This window comes from Methylobacterium sp. Leaf456 (assembly GCF_001425465.1).
GTDB lineage: Bacteria > Pseudomonadota > Alphaproteobacteria > Rhizobiales > Beijerinckiaceae > Methylobacterium.
The window spans coordinates 228,822-244,958 of record NZ_LMQV01000034.1 but is presented as its reverse complement, the minus strand read 5'-3'; the positions used below and the strand labels follow the sequence as shown (position 1 = coordinate 244,958).

18 protein-coding genes and 1 tRNA gene are annotated in these 16,137 nt (G+C 68.1%); 13 read left to right on the top strand and 6 right to left on the bottom strand.

The genetic code is table 11. The features are described 5' to 3' along the window. Positions 1–40: 40 nt before the first annotated feature. A complete protein-coding gene (locus ASG52_RS16755; RefSeq protein WP_056245582.1) occupies positions 41–304 on the top strand; it encodes a hypothetical protein in 264 nt (87 codons plus the stop codon). A 28-nt stretch (positions 305–332) separates the two neighbouring features. Here ASG52_RS16755 and ASG52_RS16750 read toward each other — a convergent pair whose 3' ends face one another. Continuing rightward, complete coding sequence (locus tag ASG52_RS16750; protein ID WP_056245579.1) at positions 333–590, bottom strand: PilZ domain-containing protein; 258 nt, start codon at positions 588–590, stop codon at positions 333–335. 212 nt (positions 591–802) lie between these two features. Between ASG52_RS16750 and ASG52_RS16745 the strand changes: the two genes are divergently transcribed. Further along, positions 803–1,084, top strand: coding sequence for a hypothetical protein (locus ASG52_RS16745; protein WP_056245575.1), 282 nt, complete (start codon positions 803–805; stop codon positions 1,082–1,084). A gap of 328 nt (positions 1,085–1,412) precedes the next feature. Here the strand turns inward: ASG52_RS16745 and ASG52_RS16740 are convergent, their stop codons facing one another. Next, complete coding sequence (locus tag ASG52_RS16740; protein ID WP_056245812.1) at positions 1,413–1,862, bottom strand: GNAT family N-acetyltransferase; 450 nt, start codon at positions 1,860–1,862, stop codon at positions 1,413–1,415. An 84-nt stretch (positions 1,863–1,946) separates the two neighbouring features. Beyond that, a tRNA-Lys gene (locus tag ASG52_RS16735) sits at positions 1,947–2,022 on the bottom strand. A gap of 232 nt (positions 2,023–2,254) precedes the next feature. On the opposite strand from ASG52_RS16735, the gene hemC reads away from it, so the two are divergent. Then, positions 2,255–3,181 (top strand): hydroxymethylbilane synthase, encoded by a 927-nt coding sequence (gene hemC / locus ASG52_RS16730; protein WP_056245572.1) that lies wholly within the window; start codon positions 2,255–2,257, stop codon positions 3,179–3,181. A 51-nt stretch (positions 3,182–3,232) separates the two neighbouring features. On the opposite strand, the gene ASG52_RS16725 is transcribed toward hemC, so the two are convergent. Next, positions 3,233–3,631, bottom strand: coding sequence for a response regulator (locus tag ASG52_RS16725; protein WP_056245570.1), 399 nt, complete (start codon positions 3,629–3,631; stop codon positions 3,233–3,235). Positions 3,632–3,733: 102 nt separating this feature from the next. Here ASG52_RS16725 and ASG52_RS16720 point away from each other — a divergent pair, with 102 nt between their 5' ends. The 10 genes from ASG52_RS16720 (at position 3,734) to gltX (ending at position 14,912) form a co-directional block, all read left to right on the top strand. Continuing rightward, positions 3,734–4,060 (top strand): Hpt domain-containing protein, encoded by a 327-nt coding sequence (locus ASG52_RS16720; RefSeq protein ID WP_056245567.1) that lies wholly within the window; start codon positions 3,734–3,736, stop codon positions 4,058–4,060. A gap of 225 nt (positions 4,061–4,285) precedes the next feature. Next, positions 4,286–4,798: a peptidoglycan-associated lipoprotein Pal gene (gene pal / locus ASG52_RS16715; RefSeq protein WP_056245563.1), complete on the top strand. Its 513-nt coding sequence runs from the start codon at positions 4,286–4,288 to the stop codon at positions 4,796–4,798. A gap of 95 nt (positions 4,799–4,893) precedes the next feature. Further along, positions 4,894–5,907, top strand: a complete 1,014-nt coding sequence (gene ybgF, locus ASG52_RS16710; protein ID WP_056245561.1) for a tol-pal system protein YbgF — start codon at positions 4,894–4,896, stop codon at positions 5,905–5,907. A 58-nt stretch (positions 5,908–5,965) separates the two neighbouring features. Next, positions 5,966–6,973, top strand: a complete 1,008-nt coding sequence (gene tilS / locus ASG52_RS16705; protein WP_056245558.1) for a tRNA lysidine(34) synthetase TilS — start codon at positions 5,966–5,968, stop codon at positions 6,971–6,973. A gap of 137 nt (positions 6,974–7,110) precedes the next feature. Next, positions 7,111–9,039: an ATP-dependent zinc metalloprotease FtsH gene (gene ftsH, locus ASG52_RS16700; RefSeq protein ID WP_056245557.1), complete on the top strand. Its 1,929-nt coding sequence runs from the start codon at positions 7,111–7,113 to the stop codon at positions 9,037–9,039. A 104-nt stretch (positions 9,040–9,143) separates the two neighbouring features. Then, on the top strand, positions 9,144–9,890 hold the full coding sequence (locus ASG52_RS16695; RefSeq protein WP_056245549.1) for a sulfite exporter TauE/SafE family protein: 747 nt from the start codon (positions 9,144–9,146) through the stop codon (positions 9,888–9,890). 135 nt (positions 9,891–10,025) lie between these two features. Next, positions 10,026–11,369: a phosphoglucosamine mutase gene (gene glmM, locus ASG52_RS16690; RefSeq protein ID WP_056245546.1), complete on the top strand. Its 1,344-nt coding sequence runs from the start codon at positions 10,026–10,028 to the stop codon at positions 11,367–11,369. Positions 11,370–11,657: 288 nt separating this feature from the next. Further along, complete coding sequence (locus ASG52_RS16685; RefSeq protein WP_056245539.1) at positions 11,658–12,527, top strand: outer membrane protein; 870 nt, start codon at positions 11,658–11,660, stop codon at positions 12,525–12,527. A 162-nt stretch (positions 12,528–12,689) separates the two neighbouring features. Continuing rightward, positions 12,690–13,514, top strand: a complete 825-nt coding sequence (locus ASG52_RS16680; RefSeq protein WP_056245536.1) for an outer membrane protein — start codon at positions 12,690–12,692, stop codon at positions 13,512–13,514. Positions 13,515–13,565: 51 nt separating this feature from the next. Further along, entirely contained in the window at positions 13,566–14,912 is a 1,347-nt protein-coding gene (gene gltX / locus ASG52_RS16675; RefSeq protein ID WP_056245534.1) for a glutamate--tRNA ligase, read from the top strand. A gap of 25 nt (positions 14,913–14,937) precedes the next feature. Here gltX and ASG52_RS27325 read toward each other — a convergent pair whose 3' ends face one another. Next, positions 14,938–15,576, bottom strand: a complete 639-nt coding sequence (locus ASG52_RS27325; protein WP_156384001.1) for a hypothetical protein — start codon at positions 15,574–15,576, stop codon at positions 14,938–14,940. 107 nt (positions 15,577–15,683) lie between these two features. Then, complete coding sequence (locus ASG52_RS27320; RefSeq protein ID WP_156384000.1) at positions 15,684–15,989, bottom strand: hypothetical protein; 306 nt, start codon at positions 15,987–15,989, stop codon at positions 15,684–15,686. Positions 15,990–16,137 lie beyond the last annotated feature (148 nt).

The window sequence follows — 16,137 nt, the reverse complement described above, 5'->3', positions numbered from 1 at the left end:
CTAACCTCCGCCGGGACCGTCGCGCCCTTGAGGACCGTTCATGCCGTCGCGCTCTGCTCTGTTGGCTCTGGCCGCGTGGGCGCTTCTGGTGGGTGGTGCCCAGACGCAGCAGCCGACGGGCCAGAACGAGCTGGACTGCTCGCGGTTCAGCCGCAATCCGGACGGTTCGTGGAGCGTGAAGCAGCCGCTCGAACTCTTCAGCGAAAGCGGCCGGGTCCGCATCATGCCCGGCCCGCCGTTCAAGCCCGGCGTCTCGCTGGGCGGGCTCGACATCGCCCGGATGCTCGAAGAGCAGTGCCGGTAGGCTCAACGCCCCCCCGCCACCCGGTCTCTCAGTTCTCGAAGCGTGCCCCGATGGTCTCGTCGTCGCGCCAGACCACGCGGCAGACCGCGGCGTCGGGCAGGCAGGCGGCGCTGAGCAGGAACACCTCCGGGATGGCGGAGGCGTCCGGCAGGGTGATGCGCACGCCGCTCGCCGAGATGTCGTGGACGAGGCAGCCGATCGTGGTGTGCTCGTCGAGCGCCACCGTTCCGCCCTCTCCGATCCGTTGGCGGGGCTCGATCCGCCGCTCTGCGCCTGCCGTCAGCATGGTCCGCCCGATCCATTCTCCACCGCTAGAGGCTTGCAGCACGGTTTGAACGAGAGCCTGACCGATTCGCTCGAATTGCGCGCATCCCGCGCCTTTCCCGCGTCTTCAGGATCGCAACATCGTGCGGAAACCGGACCGGGGCGATCCGGATTGTTCGAGGACGAGGCGTGTGCCGCCGCTCCGGCGCCCCCCCGACGTCCAAGGATATGACCATGCGTCTTCCAGTTTTCACCGCCGCCTTCCTGACCGCCCTCGGTGCGGCCGGCGCCCAGGCCCAGCCCTATGACGGCCCGCCCGGCCGCTTCCCGCCCGGCACGATCATTCAGCGCCAGCAGAACGTCACCGGCGGCGGCGTCGATTACGTCATCGCGCCCGGCCCCACCGGCGCCGACACCATCACGACGAATTCGGCCGCGGGCGGCAATGCCGGCCAGCCGGAACGGGCGATCCCGCAGGGCAGCGGCGGCGGCGGCACCGGCGGCTCCTCGCGCTAAGCGGGCCCCCACCGATGGCGTTTCACTCCGAGACGCCGCCGCCCACAGCCGACCGGATTCCCGAGGCGCCCCTGCCTCGGCGCACCCGACCGTCCCGCAACTGAAGGCGCAGATCGACGCGGGCGCCACCGACGACGAGACCGCGGGCCGCCCGCCCTAGCCCGGCCGCGTCGCCCAAGCGCGCGCGGATGAAACGACGCCGCGCCGCCAGCGGGCCGCCCGGATGGAGACCCGGCCACGGCTGGAACCGTTTCGTGATGCCGCTATGTCGGGATCGTGCTGGGCGCGGTGCTGGTGATCGACCACGGCCTGTGGCTGTCGCGCTGATTCAGCCCTTCTTGCGCAACGGCCGGACGAATCCGCCGGGCCCTTCCACGAAACCCGCAGCCCGACAGAAGACGGCAAGCTCCGGTGCCTCGGACGGCACCAGCGTCTGGAGGCTGTCGCAGCCGGCCATTCGCGCGGCCTGCGAGGCGGATTTCAGGAGTTGGCGCCCGATCCCGCGGCGCCGGTCGTCGGGTGCGACGAGGAGCGTCGTGATCTGTGCCACGGGCGCGGCGTCGAGCAGCCCCGGATACCAGTGCAGCACGACGATCCCGCTCGGCGGCCCCCATTCGAGGGCGAGCAACGCCGTCCCGGTGCCGTGACGCAGTCCGTCGAGCCGCCCGGCCAGATCGCTCGCCGAAACCGGCCAACCGGACGCCGCCAGCATCTCGGCGAGGCCGGGCGCGTCGGCGGAAGCCGCACCGCGAATCTCAAGGCCGTAACGGCGCCCCAACCGCATCTCCGATCGTCGCGAGACGGTGAACGCAGCGGAGCCGAAGATCGGCTCTATCTATATTTCGAGATTGTCTGGGATGTTTGGTGGGCGCACTAGGGTTCGAACCTAGGACCCGCTGATTAAGAGTCAGCTGCTCTACCAACTGAGCTATGCGCCCTTCGGTCTCTCTTGAGAGGCCGTCCCGCCGGGCCACCAATCCCCTGCGGTGGCGGGCTATTAGCAACGGCCGGGACGGCTGTCTAGCCGATGGTTCGAAGATTTTGCCGGGAACCTTTGCTGGGGGCTCGCCGGCATGGGGCGGTTGCGTCGGCCACGGAACTCACGGCCGGACGGGACAAGACGCACGCGCCCGCGTGACGGACGGGCCAGTCTCGGCTACGAGGCGAAGCATGAGCGTGCGCCCCTTGCGAATCGGAACCCGCGGCAGCCCCATGGCGCTGGCGCAGACCGGAATGGTCCGTGACCGGATCGTCGCGGCCAATCCCGGATTGGAAACCGAGATCGTGGTCGTCTCGACGGTGGCCGACCGCATCCTCGACCGGCCGCTCTCCGAGATCGGCGGCAAGGGCCTGTTCACCAAGGAACTGGAGCAGGCGCTGTTCGCCGACGAAGTCGACGTCGCGGTCCATTCCATGAAGGATGTGGAGACCTGGCTGCCGGACGGGCTCGTCATCGCCTGCATCCTGGAGCGGGACGACCCGCGCGACGCCTTCCTCACCGCGGGCGCCGCGACCGGGCTCGCCGACCTGCCCGCCGGGTCGCGGGTCGGCACCTCGTCGCTGCGGCGCGGGGCGCAGGTGCTGATGCACCGGCCGGACCTGAAGATCGTGCCCCTGCGCGGCAACGCCAACACCCGCATGCGCAAGCTGGAAGCCGGCGAGTGCGACGCGACGCTGTTGGCGCTCGCCGGCCTCCAGCGCCTCGGCATGGAAGCGGTGGCCCGTTCCGTCCTCTCGGTCGAGGAGATGCTGCCCGCGGTGGCGCAGGGCGCGCTCGGCATCGAGTGCCGCGCGGGCGACGACGCGGTCCGGGCACTGCTGGCGCCCGTCGCCTGCGCCACGACCACGACGGTGCTCGACGCCGAGCGGGGGCTTCTGGCCGAACTCGACGGCTCCTGTCGCACGCCGATCGCCGCCCTCGCCCAGGTGACGGGCGACCGCATCAGCCTCGACGGCCTGCTGTTCCTTCCGGACGGCTCGCAGCATTGGGCAGTCCGTCGCGAGGGTGCCGTCTCGGATGCCGCCGCGATCGGGCGCGACGCCGGCGCGGAACTGAAGCGCGCAGCGGGCGACGTGTATTTCGCGCACCTGAAATAAGCGTTCGCTCGCTGCGGCTTCCCTCTCGCCCCGTTATCGCGAGGCGGAGACTCAACCCGCAGCGCGCATCGGCTCGGCGTTCTGGCTCTCCACTGCCATCATCCGTGCCAGCGCCAGGATCTCCCGGATCTGGAACGGCTTGCGCACGTAGAGGCTGCCCGGCACCGTGCGGCGCTCCAGCTGCGGCTGGGTCGAGGCGTAGATCACCGGGCGGCGGGGATGGCGCTCGCGATAGGCCGCCGCCACCGTCCAGCCGTCGATCAGGCCGGGCAGGTTGATGTCGGTGAACAGCCAGTCGATCGCCGTGCGGCCGTCGCGCAGCATGGTCAGCGCCGCCTCGCCGCTCGATGCCGCCAGCACGGCGATGCCCTCCTGCTCGCACAAGTGCGTGAGCATCTCGAGCAAGAGATAATTGTCCTCGACAATGAGGACGGTGGGACGTGAAACCATGGCCCAGTTCCGGTGAGGTCCGGCCGCATGACACCTCGGTCCGGTTAACGTTCCCTTGAGACGGTTGCGTCACGTCAAGGATTCGCAAGGCAGGAACGCCGCATGACCGCGCACGACTTCGACGCCGAGACGATGGCCGACCTGGAAGACCTGTTCGGGCGCCCGCGCCTGCTCGAACTGCTCGGCGCCCTCGACCAGGAAATCGCGACCCGGCTGGAACCGCCGTCGGCGGACCGCGATCAGCTCGCCCGCGACGCCCACATTCTGGTCTCGTCGAGCGGGGCGCTCGCCTTCTCGTCGCTGTCGCAGGCCTGCGCCCGGCTGGAACAGGCCTGCCTGCGCGAGGCCGACCTCGCGGTGGCGCTCGACGACGCGCTGGCCGACGCCGCGCGGGCCCGCTCGGCCATCGCGGTGCTGCGGGCCGCCTGAGGCTGTTGCCGGCCCGCAACACCGGCCGCGAAAGTCGCGGGACGCCGCCGGCGTCTCCGAGGCGCCGCATTGAACGGTGAGTGTTTGGGTGTGCGGGCGCACCGGGAGTCACCCCGCCCACGGCTACGACGTGCCTTGCGTCAAGGACGCTTAACCATCCGCCGTTACACCGTTCGCAACCGAACGCAGCCGGCCCGCGCGCAAGCGGGCCGAGGAGCCAAGACGATGCCGACACCCGCGCCTCTCCGTGGGCTTTCCCTCACGCTGGCTCTGTGCGCGGCCCTCGGGCTCGGCGCCTGCACCAAGGACTCCGATCTCGCCGACGCCTCGGGCTTCGGGGCCGGGGGCGCGGGCGGCCCGGCGCGTCCGGGCAGCGCGCAGGATTTCGTCGTCAACATCGGCGACCGGGTGTTCTTCGAGTCGGACTCGACCGACCTGACGCCGACCGCCACCGCCACCCTCGACAAGCAGGCCGCGTGGCTGCAGCGCTACCCGCGCTACAGCTTCCTGATCGAGGGTCATGCCGACGAGCGCGGCACCCGCGAGTACAATTTCTCGCTGGGCGCCCGGCGCGGACAGGCGGTGCAGGACTACCTCGCCTCCCGCGGCATCGCGGCGGGCCGGATGCGGATGGTGTCCTACGGCAAGGAGCGCCCCGTCGCGGTGTGCAACGACATCTCGTGCTGGTCGCAGAACCGCCGCGCCGTCACCGTGCTCGACAACGGCGCCGGCTCCTGACATCGGCAGGCAGGAACCCGGTTTTGCGGCCGGCCGGGGCTTCTGCTAACCGGAAGGTACGGCCGCGAACAGACTGACGATCGGTGCCAGCCCCCATGCTCCGCCGCCTATTTCTCACCCTCGGGCTCGCGCTCGCCTTCGCTTGTCCCGCGCGGGCGCAGGACGCCTCCGAGCTGATCGTGCGCCTGAACCGCCTGGAGAACGTCTCCCGGCAGCTCTCCGGCCAGATCGAGACGCTGCAATACGAGAACCGCCAGCTCAAGGAGCAGCTGCGCAAGTTCCAGGAGGACGTCGAGTTCCGCTTGCAGGAGGGCAAGGGGAGCGCCCCGGCGCCCGCCGCCAAGCGCGCGCCCGCATCACCGCCCGCCGCGGCGCCCTCGGGCGGCACGCCTTACGGCGTCAATCCGGGCGACGGCAAGGGAGACGGCAAGCCGGCCAAGCGCGGCGACGCCTTCAATCCGGCCCAGAACCCGAACGCGCCGGGCGCACCGAAGCAACTCGGCTCCACCCAGCCCTCGCTGCCGCTGCCCACCGGCGCCATCGCCGAGGCCGACGCGCCGCTTCGCAGCGCCGGCGTCGAGGAAGGTGACGCGGGCGAACCCGGCGACACCGACCTGCCGCCGCCGGGCCTCGGCGGCCCAGTCGACATCGCCCCGCCGCAGGCGCGTGTCGCCGCGGCCGAGCCGCCGAGTTCGGCCAGCATCGCGGCCACCGGCAGCGGCGACGCCCAGGCCGATTTCGAGGCCGCCTACAGCCTGATCCGCGAGCGGCAATACGAGCAGGCCGAGATGAGCCTGCGCCAGTTCATCCAGTCGCATCCCCGCGACCGGCTGGTGCCGAAGGCGACCTACTGGCTCGGCGAGAGCTACCTCCAGCGCAACCGCTCGCGCGAGGCCGCCGAGCAGTTCCTGAAGGTCTCGACCGATTACGCCGCCTCGCCAGTCGCCCCCGAGGCGATGATGAAGCTCGGCGCCTCGCTCCACGCGCTCGGCGCCAAGGCCCAGGCCTGCGCGACGCTGGCCGAGGTCGAGCGCAAGTTCCCCGGCGCGGGCGCCACCGTGCGCCAGGGCGTCGAGCGGGAGCAGAAGCGCGCCCGCTGCGCGGCTTGATCCCGGCGGTCCCGGAGCAACGGCTCGATCGGTGGGAACCGGCTTTCGGACAAAGCCGATGCGGAACGACGATCCTCTCAGTTTTTCCCTCGCGCCGTTCCTCGACGGGGCGACCGTGCCGGTTCTGCTTGCCGTCTCCGGTGGGCCGGATTCCACCGCCCTGATGCATGCCGCCGCGATCCGCGGCGCCCCGGCCGGGCTGTTCGTCGCCACGATCGATCACGGCCTGCGTGCAGGCTCGGCTGACGAGGCCGCGGAAGTCGCCCGCCTCGCGCAAGAACTCGGCCTGCCGCACACGGTGCTGACCTGGGAGACGCCGCGGCGCGCGGGCCGCATCCAGGCCGAGGCGCGGGCGGCGCGCTACCAGCTTCTCGCGCAGCATGCCAAAAGCATCGGCGCGAATCGCATCCTCACCGCCCACACCCGCGACGATCAGGCCGAGACCGTGCTGATGCGGCTGATCGCCGGCAGCGGTCCGGCCGGGCTCGCCGGCATGCGGAACGAGCGTCCCCTCGGCGAGGGGCTTCACCTCGCGCGCCCGTTCCTCGACATCGCAAAAGCCGACCTCGTCGCCTATTGCGCCGCCCATGCGCTGCCCTTCGTGCACGATCCGTCGAACGCCGACGAGCGCTTCGCCCGCGCCCGGCTGCGCCGCCTGCTGCCGCTGCTGGAAGGGGAGGGGCTTTCGACCGAACGGCTGGCGCGGCTCGCCGCCCGCATCGCCCGCGACGAGGCGGCGCTGGCAGTCCGTGCCGCCACGGTGCTCGCGCAGGTGCGCCTCGCGGGCGATGGGGAGGTGCTCACCCTCGATGGTCACCGCCTCGCCGGGGAGCCGGTGGCCATCGTCCTGCGCGTGCTCGATACGGCGCTCGGCCACGACTACGCGGCACCGCCCAAGCGCCTGGAACGCCTGGAAAACCTCGTTCTCGACGGCATCCTGCCTGCGCTCGCCCGCGGCGAGGCCCTGCGCCGAACCCTGCGCGGCCAAATCATCGGCGTCGGCCCCTCGGGCCGCATCCGCCTCACCCCCGCGCCGCCGCGCCGCCCTGTCGCGCCCCGAAAGTAACCGTGCACGGCGACCTCGCCGCAGGGGCCGCCGATTTACTTGGCAACGGGGGAACCGCCGCCTACATTGGCCCGGAGCGCGTGGAGCATGCCCCGGCAGCCGCGGGAAGTCGCCCGCACGCCTCTCAGGACCGAGAGATGAACCCGAATTTCCGCAACTTCGCCCTGTGGGTCGTCATCTTCCTGCTGGTGCTCGCGCTGGTGACCCTGTTCCAGAACCCGGGTCACCGCGGCGGCGGCAGCGAGATCGCCTACAGCCAGCTCCTCAACGACGCCGATTCCGGCAAGATCCAGTCCGTCGTGATCGCCGGTCAGGACGTGAGCGGCAGCTATGTGGGCGGCGGCAACTTCACGAGCTACATCCCCAACGATCCGAGCCTCGTCTCGAAGCTCCAGAGCAAGGGCGTCTCGATCACCGCCCGCCCGCCGTCCGACAACACTCCCTGGTTCATCCAGCTTCTGGTCAGCTGGCTGCCGATCCTCGTCTTTATCGGCGCCTGGATTTTTCTCAGCCGCCAGATGCAGTCCGGTGCCGGTCGCGCCATGGGCTTCGGCAAATCGAAGGCCAAGCTCCTCACCGAGGCGTCCGGCCGCGTGAGCTTCGACGATGTCGCCGGCGTCGAGGAGGCCAAGGAGGATTTGCAGGAGATCGTTGAGTTCCTGCGCGACCCCCAGAAATTCCAGCGGCTCGGCGGCCGCATTCCCCGCGGCGTGCTGCTCGTCGGCCCGCCCGGCACGGGTAAGACCCTGATCGCCCGCGCGGTCGCGGGTGAGGCCAACGTGCCGTTCTTCACCATCTCCGGCTCGGACTTCGTCGAGATGTTCGTCGGCGTCGGCGCCAGCCGCGTGCGCGACATGTTCGAGCAGGCCAAGAAGAACGCGCCCTGCATCATCTTCATCGACGAGATCGACGCGGTGGGTCGCCACCGCGGCGCGGGCCTCGGCGGCGGCAACGACGAACGCGAGCAGACCCTCAACCAGCTGCTGGTCGAGATGGACGGTTTCGAGGCCAACGAGGGCGTCATCATCATCGCGGCCACCAACCGCCCCGACGTGCTCGACCCGGCGCTGCTGCGTCCCGGCCGCTTCGACCGCCAGATCATGGTGCCGAACCCGGACGTCACCGGCCGCGAGCGCATCCTGCGCGTTCACGTCCGCAAGGTGCCGCTGGCCCCCGATGTCGATCTGAAGACCATCGCCCGCGGCACGCCCGGCTTCTCCGGCGCGGACCTGATGAACCTCGTCAACGAGTCGGCCCTGCTCGCGGCCCGTCGCGGCAAGCGCATCGTCACGATGCACGAGTTCGAGGACGCCAAGGACAAGGTGATGATGGGCGCCGAGCGGCGCACGCTGGTCATGACCGAGGACGAGAAGCGGCTCACCGCCTATCACGAGAGCGGCCACGCCATCGTCGCCCTCAACGTCCCGGCCACCGACCCGGTCCACAAGGCCACCATCATCCCCCGCGGCCGGGCCCTCGGCATGGTCATGCAGCTGCCCGAGCGCGACAAGCTGTCGATGTCGTTCGAGCAGATGACCTCGCGCCTCGCGATCATGATGGGCGGCCGCATCGCCGAGGAGATGACGTTCGGCAAAGACAAGGTGACCTCGGGTGCCCAGTCCGACATCGAGCAGGCCACGCGGCTCGCCAAGATGATGGTCACACGCTGGGGCTTCTCGCCGGAACTCGGCACCGTGGCCTACGGCGACAACAACGACGAGGTCTTCCTCGGCATGTCGATGGGCCGTCAGCAGACGGTCTCGGAGGCGACCGCCCAGAAGATCGACGCGGAGGTCCGCCGCCTCGTCGAGGCCGGCCTGGAAGAGGCCCGCCGCATCCTCGGCGTGAAGGCCGACGATCTGGAGGCGCTGGCTCAGGGGCTCCTCGAATACGAGACGCTCTCGGGCGACGAGATCCGCAAGCTGCTCAAGGGCGAGCCTCCGGTGCGCGATTCCGGCGACGTCCCGCCGACCCCGGCCCGCGGCTCCACGGTCCCCTCCACCGGCCGAGGCCGCCCGCGCGGCACCGACGGCGGGCTGGAGCCGAGCCCGCAGCCGCAGGGCTGAGGCCGACCCGGACAGGTTCCTTTCAGCAAGGGGCGCCGCGAGGCGCCCCTTCTTCTTGGTCGGATGATCCGATCCGCTCCGGTTGGCGGAACGCGCACCGCGACATGACCCTCTCGACCCTTCTGATCGTCGCGCTCGGCGCCGCCCTTGCGGGGTTCGTGCAAGGACTGTCCGGCTTCGGGTTCGGCCTCACCGCCCTGTCGGTCTGGGCCTGGGTGATCGATCCGACGCTCGCCGCCGTCCTCTCCGTCGCCGGCAGCCTCGGCGGTCAACTCGTCGCCGCCGTCAGGGTCCGCCGCGGCTTCGATCTCCCGCTGCTCGCGCCCTTCGTCCTCGGCGGCCTCGTCGGCATCCCGCTCGGCGTCGCCCTGCTGCCGCGCCTCGACATCGATTGGTTCAAGGCGATCCTCGGCGGCCTGCTGGTCGTCTGGTGTCCGGCCATGCTGTTCGCGAAGAACCTGCCTCGCATCACCGTGGGCGGCCGGGCGGCGGATACGGTCGTGGGCCTCGCCGGCGGCGTGCTCGGAGGGCTCGGCGGCTTCACCGGGGTGCTGCCGACGCTCTGGTGCACCCTGCGCGGCTACGAGCGGGACGTGCAGCGCAACGTCATCCAGAACTTCAACCTGTCGATGCTGCTGGCCATCATGATCGCCTATCTGGCCTCGGGCGTCGTCCGCATATCGATGCTGCCGACCCTTGCCGTCGTGCTGCTCGCCATGCTGATCCCGACCCTTCTCGGCACCCGCGTCTATGCCGGCATCAGCGAAGCCGGCTTCCGCCGGCTGGTGCTCGGTCTCCTGACCGTCTCGGGCGTGGCGATGCTCGCCTCGGCGCTGCCGAAGCTGATCTGAAGCATCGGCCGTATTTCCAACGCCTTTGTCGCGGAGCAACCGATTCACCACGCCCGCGGCTCGTTCGACCGGTCGGGGCTCCGATCTGCTAATGTGCGGCCGGCTGGCACCCGTCCGGACCGCGGAGAAGCGACGTTGCGCAAGTACTTTGGAACCGACGGCGTCCGCGGGCGCGCCAACGGCGTCATCACCCCGGAACTCGCGCTCAAGGTGGGGCAGGCGGCGGGCGTCGTGTTCCAGCGGGGCGATCACCGCCACCGCGTCGTCATCGGCAAGGACACGCGCCTGTCCGGCTACATGATCGAGACCGCGCTCGTCGCCGGTTTCACCTCGGTCGGCATGGACGTGCTGCTGCTCGGGCCGATGCCGACGCCGGCTGTGGCCATGCTGACCCGCTCGATGCGGGCCGATCTCGGCGTGATGATCTCGGCCTCGCACAACCCGTTCGAGGACAACGGCATCAAGCTGTTCGGGCCCGACGGGTTCAAGCTCAACGACGAGGTCGAACTCGAGATCGAGGCCCTGCTCGACGGCGGCGACCTGCGCAAGAAACTCGCGGGCTCGCGCGATCTCGGTCGGGCCAAGCGGATCGAGAGCGTGCATGCCCGCTACATCGAGTTCGCCAAGCGCACCCTGCCGCGCCACGTGACGCTGGAGGGCCTGCGGGTCGTGGTCGATTGCGCCAACGGCGCCGCCTACCGCGTCGCCCCCGAGACCCTGTGGGAACTCGGCGCCGAGGTGATCTCCATCGGAGTCGAGCCGGACGGCTTCAACATCAACCACGATGTCGGCTCGACGGCCCCGGCCGCCCTCGTCAACAAGGTTCGGGAGCTGCGCGCCGATGTCGGCATCGCGCTCGACGGCGACGCCGACCGGGTGCTGATCGTCGATGAGAAGGGCCAGAAGGTCGATGGCGACCAGCTGATGGCCGTCGTCGCCCGCTCGTGGAAGGAGGACGAGCGCCTGACCCAGCCGGGACTCGTCGCCACCATCATGTCGAACCTCGGCCTCGAGCGCTACGTCAACGGCCTCGGGCTCAACCTCGCCCGCACCGCGGTGGGCGACCGCTACGTGCTGGAGCACATGCGCGAGCACGGCTACAACCTCGGCGGCGAGCAATCCGGCCACATCATCATGTCGGACTACGCCACCACCGGCGACGGCTTGGTGGCCGCGCTCCAGCTGCTGAGCGTCGTCAAGCGCCAGGAGCGGCCGGTGAGCGAGGTCTGCCACTGCTTCGAGCCGCTGCCGCAGATCCTCAAGAACGTCCGCTTCCGCTCCGGCGAGCCGCTGCGGGCCGATTCCGTCGTCACCGCCATCGCCCACGCCAAGGATCGCCTCGGCGCCTCAGGCCGCCTCGTGATCCGCCCGTCCGGCACCGAGCCGGTGATCCGCGTGATGGCCGAGGGCGACGACCGCGACCTCGTCAACGAGGTGGTGGACGAGGTGGTGGACGCCGTCACCAAGGCCGCCGCCTGAGGCTCAAGACATTGCCCTGGATATCGGATCCGGGACGATGTCTTAATTGATCGTACCGCAGCGGTTCAAAAGCCGGCATCCACCTTTCGAGCCGCTGCTCTCGGCCGCCCCCGCAAAACGGGGGCGGCCCCCTCGTTGCGCTTTTGCAGTCTCGGCGAGAAAATCCACCGATCGGCAAGGCTAATTTTTTACGTTAAGCGCGGCTTAACCCCAACGGATCATTCTCCAACTCGCACCACGGGCCGGCCCGACAGTCTCCGGCGCGCCCGACGAGTGAAGGATATCCACATGCCCCGCCGCACCACGCTCCTCGCCTGGGCGCGCTCTCTCACGCTCCTCGCGGGCGTCGGGGTGCCCTGCCTGGCTCAAGCCGCCGACCTGCTGCCCCCGCCGCCGCCCCCGCCGCTCCCGCCGATCGCCGAGCCGATCGATTTCGCGGGCGGCTGGTACCTGCGCGGCGACGGCGGCTGGGGCGACCTCGAACTGCGCCGCACCGAGGCGGTCGACGTCTCCAAGCACCCGACCCCCTACGCCTACAAGGCGATCCAGGACAAGGTCGGCAGCCAGTGGTTCGCCGGCGCCGGTATCGGTTATCAGTTCAACCCGTGGCTCCGCTTCGACGCCACCGGCGAATACCGCTTCCAGACCAAGTGGCACCTGTTCGCCGAGGACACCACCGTCCCGAACACCGGCGGCTACAACCTGACCAAAGGCAAGTTCGACTCGGTGGTCGGCCTCGTGAACGGCTACGTCGAACTCGGTACCTTCTTCGGCATGACGCCGTTCTTCGGCGCGGGCGTCGGCGTCGCCCACCACATGTTCGGCAAGAGCTACGATCACGGTTACGGCAACTACTTCGGCGGCTACGGCGAAGGCCCGGCCAAGGAGAAGACCAACTTCGCCTGGGCCGCGCATGCGGGTGTCGCCTACTCGCTGTCCCACAACGTCAAGCTGGAACTCGCCTACCGCTACCTCAACATGGGCAACGCCGAGACCGGCGTGGTCGAGTGCGTCCCGGCCTGCGGGATCAAGACGGTCTACCGCCTCAAGGAGCTCGACTCCCACGACGTGAAGATCGGCCTGCGCTACCTGCTCGGCGCTCCGGCCCCGCTGCCGCCGGTCGATTACGCGCCCGGCCCGCTCGTGCGCAAGTACTGATCCAGACAAGACATCGCCATCGATCGAACGGCGCGGGCCCTCCCGCGCCGTTCTTCTATTCTTCAACCGATCGGTTAAGGTTAAGACGATCATAACCTCTATCGGTCAAGCTCTTAGGCAATCGCACCGCGGCCCGCGCCGCCGATTCCCGAGAGAGTGTCCATGAACCGTCTCACCCTCGCGGCGACCGTCTTCGCCTGCGTTGCGCCCGGCCTCGCCGGGGCCGCGGACCTGCTGCCCCCGCCGCCTCCGCCGCCCGTCGCCCCGCCGGTCGAGATCGGCACCGGCTGGTACCTGCGCGGCGACTTCACCCAGAGCTGGTACGCCCACCCCAAGGACGCGGTGCGGCCCGACCCGACCGATCCCGGCCTGCCGCCGATGGTCGGCATCCGGATGAGCCCGGAGGGCGGCTACGGCGGCGGCATCGGCTACCGCCTCTTCCCGTGGCTGCGCGTGGACGCCACCATCGACCAGCGCGGCAGCTCGGATTTTCGCGGCTATTCCTCGCGCTCGAACTTCGTCACCGGCTACAACATCGAGGCCGGCAAGATCGACGTGCTGACCGGCCTCGTGAACGTCTACGCCGATCTCGGCACGTGGTACGGCTTCACGCCCTATATCGGCGGCGGCATCGGCTTCGCCGACAAGGGTTTTAAGCGCAACTACACCCAGACCACTTGCACCCTCGACGCCTGCGACGGCCGCCCCGGCACCGGCCCGCGCGAGTCCGTGCCCCGCGCCAATTACGGCCTCACCAGCTTCGCCTGGGCCCTCACCGCCGGCGTGTCCTACGACATCGGCGCGGGCTTCACGCTCGATGCCGCCTACCGCTACGTAGATCTCGGCCGGGCCAAGAGCGGGCTCGACGCCTACGGCTACGGCACACGCGTGAAGGACCTCGCCGCCAACGAGTTCCGCATCGGCCTGCGCTACAACTTTTCGAATCTCTTCGTCCCCGGGCTGGCGACCAACCCCTACGGCAACTGAGCGAGCGGCGTAGTGGGTGCGGGACCCAAAAAATTTGGGTAGACGGGCGGCATGGCCACCGCACCCCTCGTCCGCTTCGCCCCCTCGCCGACGGGCTTCCTGCATATCGGCAACGCCCGCCCGGCTTTGCTCAACGCGCTCTTCGCCCGGCGCCACGGCGGGCGCTTCCTGCTGCGGCTCGACGACACCGACCGGGAGCGCTCGACGCAAGCGTTCGCGGAGGCCGCCGAGACCGATCTCGCATGGCTCGGCATCACCCCGGACCTGTTCTTCCGCCAGAGCGACCGCACGGCCCTCTACGACGCGGCCGCCGCACGACTGAAGGCCGCGGGCCGGCTCTACGCCTGCTACGAGACCCAGGAAGAACTGGAGCGCCGCCGCAAGCGCCAGCTCGGCCGCGGCCAGCCGCCGGTGTACGACCGCGCCGCGCTGAGCCTCACCGATTCCGACCGCGCCGCGCTGGAGGCCGAGGGCCGGCGCCCGCATTGGCGTTTTCGGCTCGACCACCGCGTCGTCGCCTGGACCGACCTCGTGCGCGGCGACAGCCACGTCGATTGCGCCTCGCTGTCCGACCCCGTGCTGGTTCGGGCCGACGGCAGCTATCTCTACACGCTGCCCTCCGTGGTGGACGATGCCGAGACCGGCGTCACCCACGTGATCCGCGGCGAGGACCACGTCACCAATACCGGCGTGCAGGTGCAGCTGTTCGAGGCGCTCGGCGCCCCCGTGCCGGCCTTCGGCCACCACAACCTGCTGACCACGGCGGACGGGGAGGGGCTGTCGAAGCGCCTCGGCCATCTCTCGCTGCGTTCCCTGCGCGAGGCCGGCTACGAGCCGGCGGCCGTGCGTTCGCTCGCCGTGCTGACCGGCTCGGCCGAGGCCGTGCGCCCGGTCGCCTCCCTCGACGAACTGGCTTCACTCGCCGACCTCGCCCATCTCTCCCGGGCGCCGGCCCGGTTCGACCCGACCGAACTCGACGGCCTCAACGCCCGCCTCGTCCACGACATGCCCTTCGCCGAGGCCCGCGAGCGCCTGACGGCCCTCGGCGTGCCGGAGGAGATGTCCGAAAAATTCTGGCTCGCGGTGCGGGCCAACCTCGCCCGCGTGAGCGAGGCCGCCGATTGGTGGCGCGTGGTGACCGGCCCGGTCACCCCGGTGATCCCAGACCCGGCCTTCATCGCCGAGGCCGCCCGCCTCCTCCCCGACGCCCCCTTCGGCCCCACCACGTGGAAGGCCTGGACCGACGCCGTGAAGGCCGCCACCGGGGCGAAGGGAAAGGCGCTGTTCATGCCGCTGCGGCTGGCGCTGACGGGGTTGGAGCATGGGCCCGATCTGGCGGGGTTGTTGCCGTTGATTGGGCGGGAGCGGGCGGTGGAGCGATTAAGCACACCTTCCTAAAACAACTGCAACACTTAGGAAATCTCTAATCATCCCCGCAGGGCGGAGCATGTGCGTACATGATTGCTTGCTTTTTGTCATCAGAGTGTGTGTTTGCATGACAAATGAAGCCGGTTCTCACACCCGTGGCACCAGGCACGTCTAATCCAACAACGGATAAATCAGCAGGCAGTCCTGAGAACACCCATACCAACCAATTCAGATCAAAACCGAAATACCTACTAATGGTATTATAAATGTTTCCAGGCGCTACACCTGTTTCTGAATAACACTGGCGGGCAAGCCCATTATACCTTCCATAAAAAACATACAGAAGATTACCTTTGATGAAATAAAATGCCAGGAAGTTGGCATTTAAAAATCCAGACGGGATATGCGACAGCGAGTAGCGAGAATTTTCCGCCGATGATGAGTACGTGATTGGCTCATCCAAATTGACAGTATACTCATCGTCCTTCTGCATCGGCCAATCGTAAAGCAAGTCACAAAACGAAGAAAACCTAAATCCGTCGATCCTGCTACTCGCAACGGCAACGAGTCCGCCGACGCTGGCGATAGATTTATCCGCAACGGTATTTTTCATTGCATAATACAAAGAGCTAGCTGGCGAACCATCCATTTCGTCAGCAAAAATTGATATACTTACAGCACGACCTGAGTCCAATGATCGCCGATGCTTTCTATCTACTTCTACGAAACGATTGTATGCTTGTCGATCTCCGATCCAGACTGTTTGAGACACAGTCCTGGCACGACAACCATCCGAAATTTTTACGATTCTTTTGGGCCATCACAGGAAGCAATGATATAATCGTTGCCAGTGTTTTTGCTAGATAACTCGAAATATAAAACCGATGTCTCTAAATCTGTTCCTAAAGGAAATTTATTTATGAAATTCTGAAAATCCCTTTCGGCCAACTCAGGCGAATTTGCAAATCCAACACATATTCTACCTGGAAGAAAACATATTTTTAAAGTTCCTTTACTCACAGGCAAAGCCACATCATGCTCCGTCAACAGAGTATCCACGGCCATCGCGACTACTCCATTCGATATCCTTGCTACAACGAGGGTCACGCGCAATCTCCCTGCAAATTTAACCGATCTTACTTTGCCAAAATTCTGTACGTTCAATATAATCACATTTCTATAAGTAACGGCTATCCCACAACACTACCGGACTGTCTTACACGGATACAAAATACATAGAAATATAGAATACCAA

Bases quoted from the DNA above. Each gene is read 5' to 3' on its own strand.
- ASG52_RS16725 (WP_056245570.1), bottom strand. From the start codon at position 3,631: ATGGTTTCACGTCCCACCGTCCTCATTGTCGAGGACAATTATCTCTTG.
- ASG52_RS16755 (WP_056245582.1), top strand. From the start codon at position 41: ATGCCGTCGCGCTCTGCTCTGTTGGCTCTGGCCGCGTGGGCGCTTCTG.
- ASG52_RS16750 (WP_056245579.1), bottom strand. From the start codon at position 590: ATGCTGACGGCAGGCGCAGAGCGGCGGATCGAGCCCCGCCAACGGATC.
- gltX (WP_056245534.1), top strand. From the start codon at position 13,566: ATGGCCACCGCACCCCTCGTCCGCTTCGCCCCCTCGCCGACGGGCTTC.
- ftsH (WP_056245557.1), top strand. From the start codon at position 7,111: ATGAACCCGAATTTCCGCAACTTCGCCCTGTGGGTCGTCATCTTCCTG.
- pal (WP_056245563.1), top strand. From the start codon at position 4,286: ATGCCGACACCCGCGCCTCTCCGTGGGCTTTCCCTCACGCTGGCTCTG.
- hemC (WP_056245572.1), top strand. From the start codon at position 2,255: ATGAGCGTGCGCCCCTTGCGAATCGGAACCCGCGGCAGCCCCATGGCG.
- tilS (WP_056245558.1), top strand. From the start codon at position 5,966: ATGCGGAACGACGATCCTCTCAGTTTTTCCCTCGCGCCGTTCCTCGAC.
- ASG52_RS16680 (WP_056245536.1), top strand. From the start codon at position 12,690: ATGAACCGTCTCACCCTCGCGGCGACCGTCTTCGCCTGCGTTGCGCCC.
- ASG52_RS16745 (WP_056245575.1), top strand. From the start codon at position 803: ATGCGTCTTCCAGTTTTCACCGCCGCCTTCCTGACCGCCCTCGGTGCG.
- ASG52_RS16720 (WP_056245567.1), top strand. From the start codon at position 3,734: ATGACCGCGCACGACTTCGACGCCGAGACGATGGCCGACCTGGAAGAC.
- ybgF (WP_056245561.1), top strand. From the start codon at position 4,894: ATGCTCCGCCGCCTATTTCTCACCCTCGGGCTCGCGCTCGCCTTCGCT.
- ASG52_RS16695 (WP_056245549.1), top strand. From the start codon at position 9,144: ATGACCCTCTCGACCCTTCTGATCGTCGCGCTCGGCGCCGCCCTTGCG.
- ASG52_RS16685 (WP_056245539.1), top strand. From the start codon at position 11,658: ATGCCCCGCCGCACCACGCTCCTCGCCTGGGCGCGCTCTCTCACGCTC.